We start from the raw sequence: 16,664 nt of genomic DNA on the forward strand, positions 1-16,664 counted from the left end.
CCGCCGCACCCCCCGGGGTGCGGCGGCACGGCTCTGTGCGGGCCGCACCGGGCCGGGCCGCCGTCGAGGAAGCCGCACGGCGCCGCTGTCGGCGGTGTGAGCCCCTGGCCTCTTCCGTCCAACCGACCCCGGCCATCCGCCCCAAAAGTCCGTTCGCACGCCTCGCCCCCAGCGGACCGCCAACCACCTCGGACAGCCGCGCGCCCACACTCTGCGAAGCCACATGGCTGCAAAGTGCGACGGATTCGGGCCAGCTGCCCCGGCAACGCGCGGCACCCGGGTCACGACCTTCTACCAGTCCGACCGGCGGTACTCCAAGCACTTGGCCGGAAACGGTCACCACGCCATCGCTGAGGATTTCACCGGCGCCGCGGGCGCCACCCCGGCATCACGCGTTTCGTAGGACTCGACAGCACCAGGACGAGATATGACCATGAGTCCGAGGTCCTGACGACTGGCCGAATGCGGGCGGTCGCGATCCGCCGTGATCACCAACATCACTGCATGTCGCGCCATCAGGACGGGTGAACCGACGGTGTTTTCCCAGGTAGTGAGGATGTGACCGAAGTGCAGGCGGACAGCGCGCACACGCTGCGCCCGGGCCTTCGACACCTCACGGCCGTCTGCCGCGACACCACCCGCCGCACCCCCGCACACCACACGAAGGGGGCCAGTCGCCCAACCAGAGGTACTTCCTACACACGGGGTGAATACGAAGTGTTACTACCTGAGTCATATAGGCCCGGCCCTGGTACGACGGTGTCCCGGCCCACCGCACCGTCCCTCTCCGCGGCCGCCGCACCGGCCCCCTACGAGGTGCCCGCCCGCACGATCGTCCCCGTTACGATCGCAACGCTCCTGCCGGGTGAGTCTCCTCGTTCGGAGGGGCTGGACCAGGAGCACGTGGCTCGTCTGGCCGAGGTCGACACCCCCCTGCCCCCGATCCTCGTCCGCCGGTCCGACATGCGCGTCATCGACGGCATGCACCGCCTCATGGCCGCCCTGGTCCGCGGCCAGACCAGCATCGACGTCGAGTTCTTCGAGGGGAGCCCCGCCGACTCCTTCCTGCTGGCGGTCCGGGCCAACATCGCCCACGGTCTGCCGCTGTCACAGGCCGATCGGCGCGCCGCCGCCTCCCGGATCATCGCGTCCCATCCGCAGATGTCCGATCGGGCCATCGCCCGGGCCTCGGGCCTGGGAGCCAAAGCCATCGCGACGATCAGGCGGCGTTCAAGTGACGCGCTGCCGCAGTTGAGCGTGCGGATCGGACGCGACGGGCGGGCCCGTCCGCTGAACAGCGTCGACGGCCGCTGGCGCGCGGCGGAGCTCATGGCCGAGAACCCGAACGCCTCGTTGCGCGAGGTGGCCCGGCTCGCGAAGATCTCGCCCGCCACCGTGAGCGACGTGCGCAAGCGCATCCAGTCCGGCGAACTGCCCGCGACCGTACGGCCCCAGGCCGACCAGGCCGCACCGGACAGCACCCACGCCGCCGCGTCGGGGGCGGGTGCCGGCGCCGCAGCGCACGCGGTCATCAAGGTGCCCGCGCAGGGCGGGCGGGCGCATCCCAACCGCAGGGCGCGGACGCCCGCGCCGGATCCCGCCGTGGTGCTCACCAAGCTCCTGCGGGACCCCTCCATGCGCCTCAAGGAGGAGGGGCGGCACCTCCTGCGGATCCTGCAGCAGACCGCCTCGGCGGAGTGGTTCCAGCTGACCGAAGCGGTACCGCCGCACTGCGGGGAGCTGGTGGGGAGCCTGGCCCGCCAATACGCGGCCACCTGGCTGGAGTTCGCGCAGCACCTGGACGAGCGCGATAGATCCGTCCCGCAAAGAGCGGCCTACTGACCGTCCCACTCCCCCGCGTATCCGTCTGCCCGCCGGTTCGCGGACTATTGCCACGGATACGCAAAGTCTCGCCCGATGAGTGCCGTCCCTTCCCGGGGGACGGCGCTCACGGGCCGGGCCGCGCCGGACACCGGAACGGCCGCATACAGCATGACCGAGGGGACGGGTAGAGCACGGCGCGGGCGGCGCGGGGACGCGACGCCCAGGGCGCCGGTCCGTGAGAGCGGTGACGGGGGACACCAGGGCTCACGAACCGGCTCCGGGCCGAACGCCTCCGGGTACAGCGCGTCGCGCGGCCCCCGGGCGGTGGTCGTGAGAGCAATCTAGAAGGTGGGACGGGACGGCGCCTCCCTCCACCGATGTATTCCTCCGCGGCCGTCATCCTGGGGATGTACGCGGCCTCCTACGAGGCGCGGTGGGCGGGTCGGAAAGGCGGCGGCGTTCCGGCGCCGTTCAAGTGAAGCGGCCCCTCAGTTGAGCGCCGGGATTCGGCTCCGGCGTACGGAATTGGCGGCGGAATTCCGGATCCGATCGACGCGGCCCGGAAGTTGGACACCCGCACCGTCCAACGGGCGGGCTCCCCGGCGTTGATCATTCAGACGCATTCGAGTCATCCTGTCCCTGGAGAGTGCCCATGCGCCCCCGGGGCGCGTGTTCCGCCTCTCATTGGATCTCGAAGAGAGGTGGGGAGCAGATGGCTGAGGAGCCTTTGTTTCTGCGTTCGAAGGCCATTGTGGAGCCGTTGGTCGACCGGTTCTTCGCGTGGCCGCATACGTTGGCGCCGGTGCAGGCGTCGATGAACCTGGCGTTCTTGCAGGTGCCGATGTTGGAGTCGTATCTGCAGTCCCCGAAGGTGCATGTCGCGGCGAGCAACAATCCGGAGCTGCGGGGTGGGTATTTCATCAACATTCCGGAGGAGCGTGCCGATGAGGTGCGTGATCTTCTGGAGGGGATCAAGCGGGACCGGGCGGACATGTTGCGGTTCGCGGAGGCGATCGCGGCGGGTCAGGAGATCCTGCGGGCGAACGCGACGGGCTTCGATCTGACGCCGTTGTATCCGAAGATGCCGGCGGAGCTGCACGGTTTGGTGGAGCTGGCGTACGACACGGACAACCAGGCGCAGATGCGGTTCATGGAGCCGCTGGTCTACAAGAGCAGTGTGTATGCCGAGTCGCGGCAGTCGGTGCAGTTGTCGTTGGAGCCTGGGTATGAGCGTCCGTTCATTTTGAGTACGCCGCGGCTGCCGTCGCCGGACGTGCTGGAGTTGGCGGTGCCGTTCCGTCACGCGGGTCTGGAGGAGTTGTTCAAGGCGCGGGTGAGTCCGGCGACGCTGTCGCATCTGCGGGAGGCGCTGGAGCTGGACGATGTGCAGGCCGTGCAGTTGGCGGGGCTGCTCACCGATCGTCCCAGTGGTGCGCCGGACCGGCACATCGAGGGGGGTGGGCGGATCCGGTACTTCGGGCACGCGTGCCTGGTGATGCAGACGCCGGAGGCGGCGATCGTGACGGACCCGTTCATCAGTGCGGACAGTTCCGCCGGTGACCGGTACACGTTGGACGATCTTCCCGATTTCATCGATCTGGTGCTGATCACGCACGGGCATCAGGACCACATCGTGCTGGAGACGTTGCTGCAGTTGCGCGGTCGGGTCGGTGCGATCGTGGTGCCGCGTTCTTCGCGCGGGAACCTGTCGGACCCGTCGATGGCGCTGATGTTGCGGCAGCAGGGTTTCCCGGTGGTCGAGGTCGATGATTTCGACGAGGTGGAGTTCCCGGGCGGGAAGGTCACGGCGACGCCGTTCCTCGGTGAGCACTGTGATCTGGACATTCGGGCGAAGTCCACTTTCTGGGTGGAGCTCGCGGACAAGAAGGTGTTCGTCGGGGCGGATTCCTCGGGTATCGATCCGATGTTGTACCGGCGGATCAAGGGTCATCTGGGGACGGCTGACATCGCGTTCCTGGGAATGGAGTGCGATGGTGCGCCGCTGACGTGGTTGTACCAGGCGCTGTTGACGATCCCGGTGTCGAAGAAGCTGAGCAATTCGCGGAAGCTGTCGGGGTCGAACGCGGAGCAGGCCGCGGCGATCATGACGGAACTCGGTGCGCACGAGGCGTACGTGTACGCGATGGGTGAAGAGCCCTGGCTCGGTCACGTGATGGCGACGACTTACACCGAGGACACGTACCAGATCAAGCAGATCGAAGAATTCATGACCTGGTGCAAGGACCGGAACATCAAGGCCGGTCACCTTTACCGCCAGCAGGAATGGCGCTGGTAGTCGTGCACCGGACCAGCCAACCCGACCGGCCCTGAACCCCTCTTCGTTCCCGTTCTCCAGGAGTTACCCATGGCTGTGCGAGACGTAGCCTATGTCGAGTTGTACACGAAGGATAAAATATCGACTGTCGATCACCTCGTATCGGCCATGGGTTTCACCCGGGTCGCCGACTCGGTCGAAGTGGACCGGAGTTCCGTGCTGCTCCGGCACGGTGAGGTCCTGCTGGTCGTCACCTCCGGCTGGGGGACGTGGAAGTTCCTCGACGATCACGGAGACGGGATCGCCGACATCGCGGTGGCGTGCGAGGACGTACCGACGACCCGGGACGCCGCACTGCGGGCCGGTGCCGCGGTGACGACGTCCCCGCAGGGGAACCCGGTCGTGCCCGCCTTCGGCGGGGTCCACCACACCCTGGTGCCGGTTCCCGCGCGAGCGGGCGCCGCCCTGCCGACGGGCCGCCGGTGGACCCCCACTCCCGGTGCGCCGGCCGTGCCCGGCGGGCGGGTGCGGTCGCTCGACCACATCGCGGTCCATCTCTCGCGGGACGGCCTCGCGGACTACGCCGCCTTCTGCGAGCAGGTCTTCGGGTTCTCCCGCTCCTCCCCCGAACGCCTGCGCCTCGGCGACCGGATCGTGGACTCGGTCGTCGTCCGCAGTGCTTCCCGGAGCGCCGCCTTCGTCCTGACGACGGTGGCCGACGGGCTCGGGCCGGAGGCCGGCGAACCGGACGTCTTCCTCGACAGGAACGACGGTCCCGGCGTGCAGCGCCTGGCGTTCCTCGTCGACGACGTCCTGTCCGCCACCCGGGAGTTCGGGGAGCTGGGCGTGCGCTTCCTTCCCGCCGGGAGCGCCGGGGACGACCCGTCCGGCCGGGCGTGGACGGCGGCCGGTCTGCCGCCGGAGGAACTCGCCGCGCTGCGGGCCGCGGACGTGGTGGTCCACCACGACGGACGGGGACTGCTCATGGAGTCCTTCGGCCGCTCGCCCTTCGAGCGCGGGACGCTCTGCTTCCAACTCGTCCAGCGCCGCGGCTCGCAGGCGTTCGGCACGGCGGGTGTCCGGGCCCAGTACGATGCCCTGGAGGCGGCGGTCAACCCCGCCCGCTGACCCCCATCGCCCCGGGCGACCCGCGCTTTCGGTCATCTCGTGCCGGAAGCGCGGGTCCGCATCGTACGACGCGTCTGCGAGCAGCGCGTCGGTGTGATCCACAATGTAGGACGTGATGAGTACGCAGGACGGTGGAGGGCTCTCGGCCATGGGCGGACGCGCGGACGCGGCGTTGCGCGCCGTCATCGTCGACGATCAGGCGTTGGTGCGCACCGGGTTCCGCATGCTCCTGATGGCCGACGGGATCGAGGTGGTCGGCGAGGCGTCCACGGGCGGCGAGGCGGTCGCGGTGGTGCGTCGCACCCGGCCCGACGTGGTGCTGATGGACATCCGGATGCCGGAGATGGACGGCATCGAGGCGACCCGGCGGATCGTCGCCGACGAGACGTGCGAGACCCGCGTCATCATCCTGACGACCTACGACCTCGACGAGTACGTGTACGCCGCGCTGTCGGCCGGAGCGAGCGGCTTCCTGTTGAAGGACGTCACCCCCGAGCACCTGACGGCCGCGGTGCGTCTGGTCCAGGCGAGCGACGCCCTGCTGGCGCCGACCATCACGCGCCGCCTGATCGAGCGTTTCGCTCCGCGGAGCTCGGTGAAGGTCGCGGTGCACCGGAACCTGTCCGTGCTGACACCGCGCGAACTGGAAGTGCTGCGCCTGCTGGCCACCGGCCTGAGCAACGCCGAGCTGGCGGACCACCTGACCCTCAGCGCCGCGACGGTGAAGACCCACGTCGCGCGGATCCTGTCCAAGCTCGAGCTCCGTGACCGCGTCCAGGCGGTGGTGCTGGCCTACGAGACCGGCTTGATCTCCCCGGGTGAGCAGCCCGGCCGCTGACCGGATCCGAACCGGTCCGACAGTCCTGGTCCGCCAGGGCTTCACGGTGCTGGTGGACATGCGGAAGCCCGGGATCAGCGGCGTCGAGGCGGGCCGGTGGATTCCGGCGTCGCCCGAGGTCACTGCCCGGGTCCTCGTACAGCGTCCTCGTCCTCAGGCCCGGCCGAGGACGACGACCGCGTTGTGCCCGCCGAAGCCGAAGGAGTTGCTGACCGCGACCGGCAGGGAGGCGCTGCGCGCAGCCGAGTGGACGATGTCGATGTCGGCGATGTCCGCGCCGGGTGTGCGGAAGTTGGCCGTGGGCGGGATCAGGGAATCCCGGATCGACAGGGCGGTGAACGCGGCCTCGACCGCTCCGGCCGCCCCCAGCATGTGGCCGGTCACGCCCTTGGTGGAGGTGACCGCGGTGCCCCGGCCGAAGACCCGCTCGATCATGCGCGCCTCGACGGCGTCGCCCTGCGGCGTGCTCGTCGCGTGGGCGTTGACGAGGGCCACGTCCGACGCCGCGACCCCCGCGTCCTGGAGCGCCTGGCGCAGGGCCAGCTCCGCGTAACGGCCGTCGGGGTCGGGCGAGGTCAGGTGGTGGGCGTCCGAGGAGGCTCCGTAGCCGAGCAGGCGCGCATAGGGGCGCCGGCCCCGCGCTTCGGCGCTGTCCGCGCGCTCCAGGACCAGTACGGCCGCGCCTTCGCCCACGACGAAGCCGTCGCGCTGCGCGTCGAAGGGCCGGGAGGCGGAGGCAGGATCCCCGCAGTGCCGCGACAGCGCCTTCAACCGGTCGAAGGCCGAGGTCACCAGGGGGGTCACGGCGGCTTCGGTGCCACCGGCCAACACCACGTCGCAGCGGCCCGATCGCAGCAGGTCCAGGGCGAAGCCCAGCGCGGTGGTGCCCGCCGCGCACGCGGTGGAGAGGGTGAGGGACGGCCCGTGCAGGCCGAGGTCCATGGCCACCGAGCCCGCCGCGATGTTGCCGATGGCCTTCGGGACGGTGAGCGGGTTCACGGTGCGCGGGCCCTTGTCCCGCAGCCGCTGCCCCTGCTCCTCCCACGTTCCCTGACCGCCGACCGCGGTGCCGAGGACGACACCGACCCTGGCCGGGTCCCAGGAGCCGTCGACCGGCGCCGCGTCGGCGACGGCGGCGCGCGCCGCGGCGACCGCGAACTGGGCGAAGGGGTCCATGCGGCGGGAGTCCGCGCCGAACGCCTCCTGCGGATCGAAGCCGGTCACGGCGCAGCTGAACGTGACGCCCAGCCCCGACAGGCGGGGATCGGCCGCGGCCGTCGGGCGCCCCGCGCGGGCGGTCTCCCAGGCGGTGGCGGTGTCCGCGCCCGCCGGGGTGACCATGCCGATGCCGCTGATCACGACATCGGGATGGCGAAGTCCGTGACCCGTCATGCCGGGAGGACCGCCCCACTGGCCTCCAGCAGCTCGGACAGTTCGCCGACGGTCGTGTCGGCGCTCAGGTTCTCCTCCTCGATGGTGACGCCGAGTTCGTCCTCGAGCTGGGCGCTGAGTTCCGCCAGGGACAGCGAGTCCACTTCCAGTTCCTTGAAGGACCGGGTGGGCTGGATGTCACCGCTCACTTTGTAAACGGTGCCGAGGACGTGGGAGAGGTAGTCGACGAACATGGTGCGTTCCCTTCGTTCGGATCGCGTGGACCTATGGGGTCCCTTTGATCTCGCTCCATTAGATTTCTGAACTCACGGCCGTCAGCTGCGGCCATGTCAGTGCGACGGATCCCCAGGTCAATCCGCCGCCGAAAGCGGTGAGTACCGTACGGGCCCCGGACCGGAGCCGCCCGCCGGCCAGCGCGTCGGCGAGCGCGAGCGGAATGGAGGCGGCCGCCGTGTTGCCGGTGCGGGCCAGTTCGCACACCGCGGCGTGCGGCGGTACGCCGATCCGGTCCGCGACCGCCTGGATGATCCGGGCGTTCGCCTGGTGCGGCACGAGGGCGCCGACGCTGTCCGGTGTCCAGGCGCAGTCCTTCATGACCCGCAGCGCCGAATTCGTCATCTGCTCGACGGCCCGCAGGTACACCTTCCGGCCCGCCATGGTGAACCAGCGTTCCGCATCCGGCTGTTCGCGTGCTCCCGGTACGTGGATGAGTTCCTTGCCCGAGCCGTCGCTGCCGAGGTCGAACGCGAGCAGGGCGCCTTGTTCCCGGGAGGAACCGCGGCGCAGCACCACCGCGCCCGCGCCGTCGCCGAAGATCACGGCCGTGGCCCGGTCCGTGGGGTCGACGATACGGGAGTAGGTCTCGGCCGCGACCACCAGGACGCTGTCCGCGATGCCGCTCGTGATCAGCCCCGCGGCGGTCGCCACGGAGTACACGAAGCCGCTGCACACGGCGGAGACGTCGAAGGCGGGGACCGTGTCGAGCCCCAGCCGGTGCGCGATCTCCGGAGCGGCGGCCGGCACCGGGCGGTCCGGTGTGGTGGTGGCCAGGATCAGGGCGTCCACCCGGTCCCGGCCGGCCGAGCGCAGCGCGTTGGCCCCGGCCTCGCACGCGAGGTCCCGTGTGGAGACGTCGGGTCCGACCCGGCGCCGCGCGGCGATGCCGGTGCGCGTACGGATCCACTCGTCGCTGCTGTCGAGGTCGCGGGCCAGCGCGTCGTTGTCGAATTCGGCGCTCGGCAGACACGTGCCGAGACCCTCGACCACGGCAACGGGGCGGTTTTCCCATTTCTCCGGGGCCACCGCTGGCAATTCTGATGTGTACATCGTTGGCGGCCTCCTGGAGTTCTCGCCTTCCGCGGGAAACAGAACGTCCGTGTTCTGTCGCGGAGTTCGACGCGGAGTGACCTTACCCGGGCCATAAAGAGCGGCACAACGAATGTGGCGATCACGGTATTTCCACGCGTTCAACTGCGGCGCGACCTCGGTTGGGCGCCCCGCGCGTCATCCTCGCGAGGTAGCTCCACGGGATGGGTTTCCCCGTCACCGGAGCCGATGTGCCCATCCGGCGGAGCGGTCACACTGTGCGGGTGAAGACTGAAGCACGGGCGCCCGGGTGGCGGCAGTACGCGCGAGAATCGCTGCGCCCCGAGGCGAAGCCCGCTCCGTTGTCCCGGCGCGCGATCGCGGCCGACACGGCGCTCGCCGTCGCCCTGGCCGTCGTCGCGGTGCTCGCCAGCTGGAAGTTCCACGCCGGGGAGCAGTTCATCGGCATGCACCCGCCGGGCACGGGCGGGCAGTCCTCCGTGCCGCTCTCCCCCGGTCCCTCCGAGGTGCCCCAGGTACCGCGGGGCGGGCGGCCCCTGTACCCGCTCATCTTCCTCAATCCGCTGCCGCTCGCCCTCCGGCGCAGGTACCCCCTGTCCGTCTTCTGGGCCGTGCTGGTCACGGCCCTGGCGCTGAGCGGCCAGGCGACGTCGATCACGATCGCCGTCTGCTGCGTCGCGGCGTACAGCGCGATCACCCACAGCCGCCACCAGGTGCCGGCGGCGGCCGGTCTGGTGGTCGCCGCCACGGTGGCGGGCTTCGCCTTCCAGGACACCGCCCCGACACTGCCGGGCTGGTCGGCCGGGTTCGTGATACTGATGCTCGCCGCGATCGTCGGCCGCGCCGTGCGGTACTGGCAGAACCAGCTCAAGACCAGCCAACTGCGCGTCGCGGCCCTGCAGCGGGAGCAGGAGGAGGCCACCCGCCGGGCGGTCGGGGAGGAACGGGCGCGCATCACCGCCGAGTTGCACGACGTGGTGACGCACAACGTGAGCGTGATGGTGATCCAGGCCGGTGCGGCCCGCAAGGTGATGGACCTGGCGCCGGAGGAGTCCAAGCGGGCCCTGCTCGCGGTCGAGGCGGGCGGCCGGGCCGCCATGTCCGAACTGCGCGCCGTCATGAGCCTGTTGTCCCCCACGGACGCCTCCGTGGACGGGCTCCAACCCCAGCCGGGACTCGCCCAGCTCGAGGCGCTGGTGGAGGGGGTGCGCACGGCCGGCATGCCGGTGGACCTCACGGTGTCGCTGCCGGGGGCGCCGCTGCCCGCGGGCATGGAGCTGGCCGTCTACCGGGTGGTGCAGGAGGCGATGACGAACGCGCTCAAGCACGCCGCGGGCGCGAAGGCCTCGGTGTCCCTGCGGCACGAGGGCGAATGGCTGGAGATGGCGATCGACAATACGGGCGGCACCCCGAGCGCTCAGGCGGGCACCGGGAACGGCCGCGGGCTGCTCGGACTCCGGGAACGACTGGCCGTGTACAGCGGCTCCCTGGAAGCGCACCACACGGCCGACGGCGGGTTCCAGGTGCGGGCCCGCGTCCCGTGGCGCTCCGTCCAGTAGCGCCGGGACGGTCCGTCGCCCCCTCCCGTTCGGCCCGTTCGTCCAACTGCGTCGACGCGCCACTTGAACGAAGGGGACCGGCCGGTTGGTCAACCGATCGGTATTGATCGGCGTTGTCCGACGGTGCCATCGTGGGGAGCGGCGGACCCGTGCGGTTCTGGGCAAGCCGGGCAGAGGTGGTGGCCTGGGCGCACACCACGAAACGAGCCGGCCGCACCCCAGGTCCCCGCAGAATCGAGGCTCGAAAGTCATGCCCTTCCTGAAGAGCAACGGGATACAACTGTCCTACCAGCGCTCCGGCAGCGGCGAACCGGTACTGATGATCATGGGCTCGGGGGCTTCGGGCCGGGCCTGGACCATGCACCAGACCCCGGCCCTGAACGCCGCCGGGTACGAGACGATCACCTTCGAGAACCGGGGCATCGCACCGTCGGACGCCCCCGGGGGCAGATACTCCCTCGACGACATGGTCGCCGACACCGTCGGGCTGATCGAGGCGCTGGACCTGGGCCCGTGCCGGATCGTGGGCACCTCCATGGGAGCGATGATCGCGCAGGACCTGGCGCTCGGCCGCCCGGACCTCGTGCGGTCCGCCGTCCTGCTCGCCACCCGGGCCCGGTCCGACGCCCTGCGCCGGGCGCAGTCGGCGGCGGACCACGCGCTGCGCGAGAGCGGCGTGCGGCTGCCCCCGTCGTACGAAGCGCTCAGGACCGTCCTCGAGATGATGTCCCCGGCGACCCTGAACGACGAGGCCGCCGTCGCGTCCTGGCTGGAGATCTTCGAACTGTCCGGCGGCCGCGAGAACGCCGCCGAGGGCCAGGACTGGGTCACCGACAGCGGCGCGGACCGCCGCGCGGCGCTCGGGGGGATCACCGTGCCGTGCCGGGCCGTCGCCTTCACCGACGACCTGCTCTGCCCGCCGCACCTGGTCGCCGAGGTGGCGGACGCCATCCCGGACTGCGACCTCGTCGAAATCTCCGACTGCGGCCACCTCGGCTACCTGGAGCGGCCGCGAGAGGTCAACACGGCGATCATCGAGTTCCTCGAAAAGAACTGACATGCCGTCAGCGTCGAGGAAAGACACGAGAGCGAGGCAGGTTTCCTTGACCATGCTAGACGGCCCACCCCCACGCGCGATGGGGCTGCGGTTCGACGACGATTCGGTCACCAAACAGCGGGTCACACCCGGCACCGTCCGGCGGATCATCCCGTACGCCCTGCGCTACCGCTGGCAGTTGGTCCTGCTCCTGCTGACCACGGTGGTCAACGCGCTCGTCACGGCCACCGGGCCGCTGATCCTCAAGATGATCATCGACGACGGCATCATGCCCAAGCGGATCGGCGTCGTGGTGGCGCTGTGTCTGACCGTGGCCGGGCTGGCCCTGGTCGACGCGCTCGCCATGTACGTACAGACCTGGTGCTCGGGCCGGATCGGCGAAGGCCTCGTCTTCGACCTGCGCACCAAGGTGTTCGCCCACGTGCAGCAGCAGCCGCTCGCCTTCTTCACGCGGGCTCAGACCGGCGCGCTGGTCAGCAGGCTCAACGCCGATGTCGTCGGGGCCCGACAGGCGGTGACCACCCTGCTGTCGGATTCGGTGACCACCGTCCTCACGCTGATCCTGATCCTCGGCGCGATGTTCTACCTCTCCTGGCAGATCACCGTCGCGGCGCTGGTCATGATCCCGTTCTTCCTCCTCCCCGTCCGGCTCCTCGCGCGCAGGCTGCAGCGGCTCACCCGCGAGACGATGCAGCTCGACGCCGAGATGAGCTCGATGATGAACGAGCGCTTCAACGTCTCCGGGGCCATGCTCGCCAAGCTCTACGGACGTGCGGACGACGAGGTGGGCGCCTTCTCCGCCCGCGCCGGACGGGTGCGCGACATAGCCGTGAGCGGCATGGTCTACGGGCGGCTGCTCTTCATCATCATCACCGTGCTCACCTCCCTCACCACCGCGTTGGTGTACGGACTCGGGGGCGCCCTCACCATCGACGGCACGCTGGCGATCGGCACGCTGGTCGCCATGGTGACCTTGCTCCTGCGGCTGTACGGCCCGGTCAACCAGCTGTCGACCATGCAGGTCACGGCCATGACGGCCCTCGTCAGTTTCGACCGCGTCTTCGAGGTCCTGGACCTCAAGCCGCTCATCTCCGAGCGGCCCGACGCCCGGGTGCTCCCGGCCCCCGAGCCGCGGGTGCCCGCTCCGGACGTCGAGTTCGACCGGGTGAGCTTCCGCTACCCCTCCGCCGACGAGGTCTCCCTCGCCTCGCTGGAGTCGATCGCCTTCCGCAAGCCCGAGCGGGGCGAGAACCCCTTGACCCTGCGGGAGTTGAGCTTCCGGGTGCCCTCGGGGAAGCTGACCGCCCTGGTCGGACCCTCGGGCGCCGGAAAGACCACGATCACCCACCTGGTGCCGCGGCTCTACGACCCCGTCGCGGGAGCCATCCGGATCGGTGGTCACGACGTGCGCGACCTGACCCTCCAGTCGCTGCGCGACACCGTCGGCGTGGTGACCCAGGACGCCCACATGTTCCACGACACCCTGCGGGCCAACCTGACGTACGCCCGGCCCGGCGCCGACGAGCAGGAACTGATCGACGCGTGCGTGGCGGCGCGGGTGTGGGACACCATCAGCGCCCTTCCCGACGGCCTGGACACGGTGGTCGGCGATCGCGGCTACCGTCTCTCCGGCGGCGAGAAGCAGCGCATCTCGCTGGCGCGGCTGCTGCTCAAGGCCCCGCCGGTCGTCGTCCTGGACGAGGCGACCGCGCACCTGGACTCCGAGTCCGAGGCGGCCGTCCAGCGCGCGCTCAAGACCATTCTGGCCGGCCGCACCTCACTGGTGATCGCGCACCGGCTGTCGACCATCCGCGAGGCCGATCAGATCCTGGTCGTCGAGGCCGGCGCCATCCGCGAGAGCGGTACGCACGACGAGCTGCTGGCCGCCGACGGGCTGTACGCGACGCTGTACCACACGCAGTTCGCCCAGCAGGCCGAGAGCGGCGTGGACGTCGCCTCCGAACTCCACTGACCCACCCCTCCCCCCGCGCACCCCCGCACCGGCCGCCGGCCGCCGCCAGCACCACGGGCGGCCGGCGGCCGCGTTGTTGCCGGCCGTGCGTCCCGTTCCTACATCGCAAGGATGACCCCATGCTCGTATTACCTCCGAGGGCCGATGCCCCGACCCGCACGCTCTTCGTAGGTTCGTGCCATGACCAGTGAGAACAGCACGGGCCAGGTCGTCGTACGGCTGGACGACGTGCGCAAGGAGTACGGACAGTCGGTCGCCCTGGACGGCGTGTCGTTGGAGATCCGGGCCGGTGAGGCCGTCGCGGTGATGGGGCCGTCCGGCTGCGGCAAGTCCACGCTGCTCAACATGATCGCCGGACTCGACCGCCCCAGCTCCGGGACGATCAATGTGCACGGCGACGACGTGGGCTCTCTGAACGAGACCGGCCTGGCGCTGTTCCGGCGGCACCGGATCGGCATGGTCTTCCAGTTCTTCAACCTGCTCGACGACCTGTCGGCGATCGACAACGTGGCGCTCGCCGCGCAGCTGACCGGCACCTCGGCCAGGGAGGCGCGCAAGCGCGCGCTGGAACTCCTCGACAACCTCGGTGTCGCGGACCGGCGCAACAACTATCCGGCGACGCTCAGCGGCGGCCAGCGCCAGCGGGTCGCGGTGGCCCGGGCGTTGATGAACCGGCCGGCCCTGCTGCTGGCGGACGAGCCGACCGGCGCGCTCGACCGGCAGAGCGGTGAGCAGGTGATGAAGCTGCTGCTCGACCTCAACCAGATGGGCCAGACGCTGCTGATCGTCACCCACGACCCGCTCCTCGCCGAGCGCTGCGCCAGCCGTCTGATCGAGTTCGAAGACGGCCGGATCGCCCGTGAGAGCGCTCTGGAGCGAGCCGTATGAGCGCCGTGTGGCAGGCCGCTTGGGCCGCCGTGCGGCGGCGCAGGCTCCAGACGACCGTGATCAGCATCGTGGTCCTGCTGTCGACCGCCACGATGGTCATCGCGCTGGGGCTGCTGGACGCCGCCTCGAGTCCCTTCGAGCGCGCCTTCACCGAACAGCGCGGCGCGCACGCCGTCGCGGCGTTCGACACCGGCAAGGTCTCCGGGGAGCAACTGGCCTCCACCGCGCGCCAGTCGGGCGTGGAAGCCGCCGCCGGACCCTTCGGGCAGACCTCGGTAAGCCTGGCTCCGGGCAGCGTCTCCTTCCTGACGGGTCCGCTCACCGTGGTCGGCCGCGCCGACCCGGACGGCCCGGTGGACAAGGTGAAGCTGTGGAGCGGCCACTGGGCCGAGGCGCCCGGCGAGATCGTCGTGAACGCGACCCCGCCCGCGGTCGGCACCATGGCTCCCTTCCCCCTCGGCGAGAAGATCGTCACCCCCGACGGCACCCGGCTCTCCATCGTCGGCTACGCCTACACCCTGAGCCGGACCGCCGATGCCTGGGTCTCGCCCGCGCAGATGGAGGCCATGCGTCCGACGGCCACCCAGATGCTCTACCGCTTCGCCTCCTCGGCGACGCAGGCCGACATCGACCGCGCCATGGCCGCCGTCACCGCCGGGCTGCCGAAGGACTCGCTGCTCGCCGCGCAGTCCTACCTCACGGTCAAGCAGGACATCGCCTCCGGTCCGGGGGTCTACGTTCCCTTCCTCCTGGTCTTCGGCATCCTCGGGGTGCTCGTCGCCCTGCTGATCGTCGCCAACGTCATCAGCGGCGCGGTGGTCTCCGGGTTCCGGCACATCGGCGTGCTGAAGTCGCTGGGCTTCACCCCGCGCCAAGTGGTGGGCGTCTACCTGCTGATGGTGTCGCTGCCCACGGTGCTCGGGTGCGTCGTCGGCACCGTCGGCGGCGCGCTGGCCACGAAGCCGCTGCTGACCAGCGCCTTCCAGGGCATGGGCATGGACCTGAACAGCGTGAGCCTGAACCTGTGGGTGTGCGCGGCGGCGATGGTCACGATGACCGCGGTCGTCGTCCTCGCCGCGGCCGTTCCGGCGATGCGGGCGCACCGCCTCTCCGCCGCCGAGGCGATCAGCGCGGGCAGCGCCCCGCGCCCCGGCCGCGGTCTGCGGATCCAGCGCAGGCTCAGCGGAAGCCGGCTGCCCCGCTCGATCAGCCTGGGCCTGGGCCTTCCCTTCGCCCGGCCCGGCCGCAGCGCGATGACGCTGGTGGCGGTCCTCCTCGGGGTGACCACGGCCACCTTCGCGACCGGCCTGGTCGGTACGGTCACCCAGTTCGGGAAGGCCACGACGCACGCGTCGGCCGCCCAGCTCACCGTGCAGCCGGGTCAGCCGCAGTTCGGCGAGACCGCCGCGAAGCTCGACGACCCGCACGTCGAGTCGATGCTGCGCGCCCTGGACGGCGCCCGTCACGTGACCGTCGACGCGCACGTCCCGGTGTCCATCGTCGGTTCCGCGCAGGGCGTGGTCGCCGACTTCCTGCGGGGGGACTCCGCCACCCTGGGCTTCCAGGACCAGATCGTCACCGGGCGCTGGGTCGAGGGGCCCGGCGAGATCGCCGTGTCCTCCGCGTTCCTGCACAAGCGGGGGCTGGAGGTCGGCGACCGGCTCACCCTGGAGGTCGGCGGCAAGCAGACCCGGACCACGATCGTCGGTTCGCTCATGGGCCAGCAGGAGTCGCTCTACGCGGACTGGGGGACGCTGTCCCCGCTCGCTCTGGACGTGACGCGCCTCAACTCCCGCTTCCAGTACCTGGTGCAGGTCGCTCCCGGTACCGACATCGGGCGCTTCACCTCCGCCGTGAAGTCGGCCGACGAGGGGCTCTACTCGCGCGGGAACGAGACCACGACCACCTTCACCGCGGCCGTGGTCGGCCTGTCGTCGGTGCTCACCCTGATGCTGGCCGCGGTCGCGGCGATGGGCGTCTTCAACACCGTCGTGCTCAACACCCGCGAGCGCCGCCGCGACCTGGGCATGCTCCAGTCGATCGGCATGACGCCGCGCCAGGTGATCGCGATGACGGTGACGTCCATGGCGGCGATGGGAGCGATCGGCGGGCTGCTCGGCATCCCGGTGGGCGTCCTCGCCCACCGCGTGATCATGCCGATCGCGGGCAAGGCCGCCAACGTCGACCTCGCGCGGAGCACCATGGACATGTGGCACGCGCCGGTCCTGGTCGCACTGGGCTTCGCGGGCATCGTGATCGCGGTCGTGGGGGCGTACCTCCCGGCCCGTGCGACCACCCGCCTGACGATCGCGGAGGCACTGCACAACGAGTGACGTCCGGCCGGTCGACGACCGGCCGACGGCGCCTTCCGACGCGCGGACGCGACGACCTCGACGGTCGTCGCG

Annotated in this window: 12 protein-coding genes; 9 read left to right on the forward strand and 3 right to left on the reverse strand. The window is 70.6% G+C overall.

Annotation, left to right across the window (positions count from 1 at the left end; translation table 11 throughout):
• Window positions 1-903: 903 nt before the first annotated feature.
• From ACFWAR_RS37445 to ACFWAR_RS37460, 4 genes are all read left to right on the forward strand, one after another.
• Window positions 904-1,842 (forward strand): transcriptional regulator, encoded by a 939-nt coding sequence (locus tag ACFWAR_RS37445; protein WP_385787606.1) that lies wholly within the window; start codon window positions 904-906, stop codon window positions 1,840-1,842.
• 694 nt (window positions 1,843-2,536) lie between these two features.
• Entirely contained in the window at window positions 2,537-4,120 is a 1,584-nt protein-coding gene (locus tag ACFWAR_RS37450; RefSeq protein WP_385787608.1) for an MBL fold metallo-hydrolase, read from the forward strand.
• A gap of 69 nt (window positions 4,121-4,189) precedes the next feature.
• Complete coding sequence (locus ACFWAR_RS37455) at window positions 4,190-5,227, forward strand: 4-hydroxyphenylpyruvate dioxygenase (protein ID WP_385787610.1); 1,038 nt, start codon at window positions 4,190-4,192, stop codon at window positions 5,225-5,227.
• A 115-nt stretch (window positions 5,228-5,342) separates the two neighbouring features.
• Window positions 5,343-6,065 (forward strand): response regulator, encoded by a 723-nt coding sequence (locus tag ACFWAR_RS37460; RefSeq protein ID WP_385787613.1) that lies wholly within the window; start codon window positions 5,343-5,345, stop codon window positions 6,063-6,065.
• 153 nt (window positions 6,066-6,218) lie between these two features.
• On the opposite strand, the gene ACFWAR_RS37465 is transcribed toward ACFWAR_RS37460, so the two are convergent.
• The 3 genes from ACFWAR_RS37465 to ACFWAR_RS37475 are packed head-to-tail and all read right to left on the reverse strand — an operon-like array spanning window position 6,219 to window position 8,759.
• Window positions 6,219-7,424: a beta-ketoacyl-[acyl-carrier-protein] synthase family protein gene (locus ACFWAR_RS37465; RefSeq protein ID WP_385787616.1), complete on the reverse strand. Its 1,206-nt coding sequence runs from the start codon at window positions 7,422-7,424 to the stop codon at window positions 6,219-6,221.
• 29 nt (window positions 7,425-7,453) lie between these two features.
• A complete protein-coding gene (locus tag ACFWAR_RS37470) occupies window positions 7,454-7,690 on the reverse strand; it encodes an acyl carrier protein (RefSeq protein WP_352218141.1) in 237 nt (78 codons plus the stop codon).
• Between the two features lie 58 nt (window positions 7,691-7,748).
• On the reverse strand, window positions 7,749-8,759 hold the full coding sequence (locus tag ACFWAR_RS37475) for a beta-ketoacyl-ACP synthase III (RefSeq protein WP_385787619.1): 1,011 nt from the start codon (window positions 8,757-8,759) through the stop codon (window positions 7,749-7,751).
• Between the two features lie 287 nt (window positions 8,760-9,046).
• Here ACFWAR_RS37475 and ACFWAR_RS37480 point away from each other — a divergent pair, with 287 nt between their 5' ends.
• The 5 genes from ACFWAR_RS37480 to ACFWAR_RS37500 all read left to right on the forward strand — a co-directional run bounded on the left by ACFWAR_RS37480 (window position 9,047) and on the right by ACFWAR_RS37500 (window position 16,592).
• Window positions 9,047-10,342 (forward strand): sensor histidine kinase, encoded by a 1,296-nt coding sequence (locus ACFWAR_RS37480; RefSeq protein WP_385787622.1) that lies wholly within the window; start codon window positions 9,047-9,049, stop codon window positions 10,340-10,342.
• Window positions 10,343-10,592: 250 nt separating this feature from the next.
• Entirely contained in the window at window positions 10,593-11,399 is an 807-nt protein-coding gene (locus tag ACFWAR_RS37485; protein ID WP_385787625.1) for an alpha/beta fold hydrolase, read from the forward strand.
• Between the two features lie 79 nt (window positions 11,400-11,478).
• Window positions 11,479-13,371 (forward strand): ABC transporter ATP-binding protein, encoded by a 1,893-nt coding sequence (locus ACFWAR_RS37490; protein ID WP_385787628.1) that lies wholly within the window; start codon window positions 11,479-11,481, stop codon window positions 13,369-13,371.
• Between the two features lie 180 nt (window positions 13,372-13,551).
• The gene (locus ACFWAR_RS37495; RefSeq protein WP_385787631.1) at window positions 13,552-14,259 is read left to right on the forward strand and encodes an ABC transporter ATP-binding protein; all 708 of its coding nucleotides are present in this window, start codon (window positions 13,552-13,554) and stop codon (window positions 14,257-14,259) included.
• Entirely contained in the window at window positions 14,256-16,592 is a 2,337-nt protein-coding gene (locus ACFWAR_RS37500) for an FtsX-like permease family protein (protein ID WP_385787634.1), read from the forward strand. Before ACFWAR_RS37495 ends, ACFWAR_RS37500 begins: the two co-directional genes overlap by 4 nt.
• The last annotated feature ends 72 nt before the right edge of the window (window positions 16,593-16,664 follow it).

Source organism: Streptomyces sp. NPDC059917 (genome assembly GCF_042730635.1).
In the GTDB taxonomy this organism is placed as follows: Bacteria; Actinomycetota; Actinomycetes; order Streptomycetales; family Streptomycetaceae; genus Streptomyces.

Bases quoted from the DNA above. Each gene is read 5' to 3' on its own strand.
- ACFWAR_RS37450 (WP_385787608.1), top strand. From the start codon at position 2,537: ATGGCTGAGGAGCCTTTGTTTCTGCGTTCGAAGGCCATTGTGGAGCCG.
- ACFWAR_RS37455 (WP_385787610.1), top strand. From the start codon at position 4,190: ATGGCTGTGCGAGACGTAGCCTATGTCGAGTTGTACACGAAGGATAAA.
- ACFWAR_RS37460 (WP_385787613.1), top strand. From the start codon at position 5,343: ATGAGTACGCAGGACGGTGGAGGGCTCTCGGCCATGGGCGGACGCGCG.
- ACFWAR_RS37470 (WP_352218141.1), bottom strand. From the start codon at position 7,690: ATGTTCGTCGACTACCTCTCCCACGTCCTCGGCACCGTTTACAAAGTG.
- ACFWAR_RS37485 (WP_385787625.1), top strand. From the start codon at position 10,593: ATGCCCTTCCTGAAGAGCAACGGGATACAACTGTCCTACCAGCGCTCC.
- ACFWAR_RS37490 (WP_385787628.1), top strand. From the start codon at position 11,479: ATGGGGCTGCGGTTCGACGACGATTCGGTCACCAAACAGCGGGTCACA.
- ACFWAR_RS37495 (WP_385787631.1), top strand. From the start codon at position 13,552: ATGACCAGTGAGAACAGCACGGGCCAGGTCGTCGTACGGCTGGACGAC.
- ACFWAR_RS37500 (WP_385787634.1), top strand. From the start codon at position 14,256: ATGAGCGCCGTGTGGCAGGCCGCTTGGGCCGCCGTGCGGCGGCGCAGG.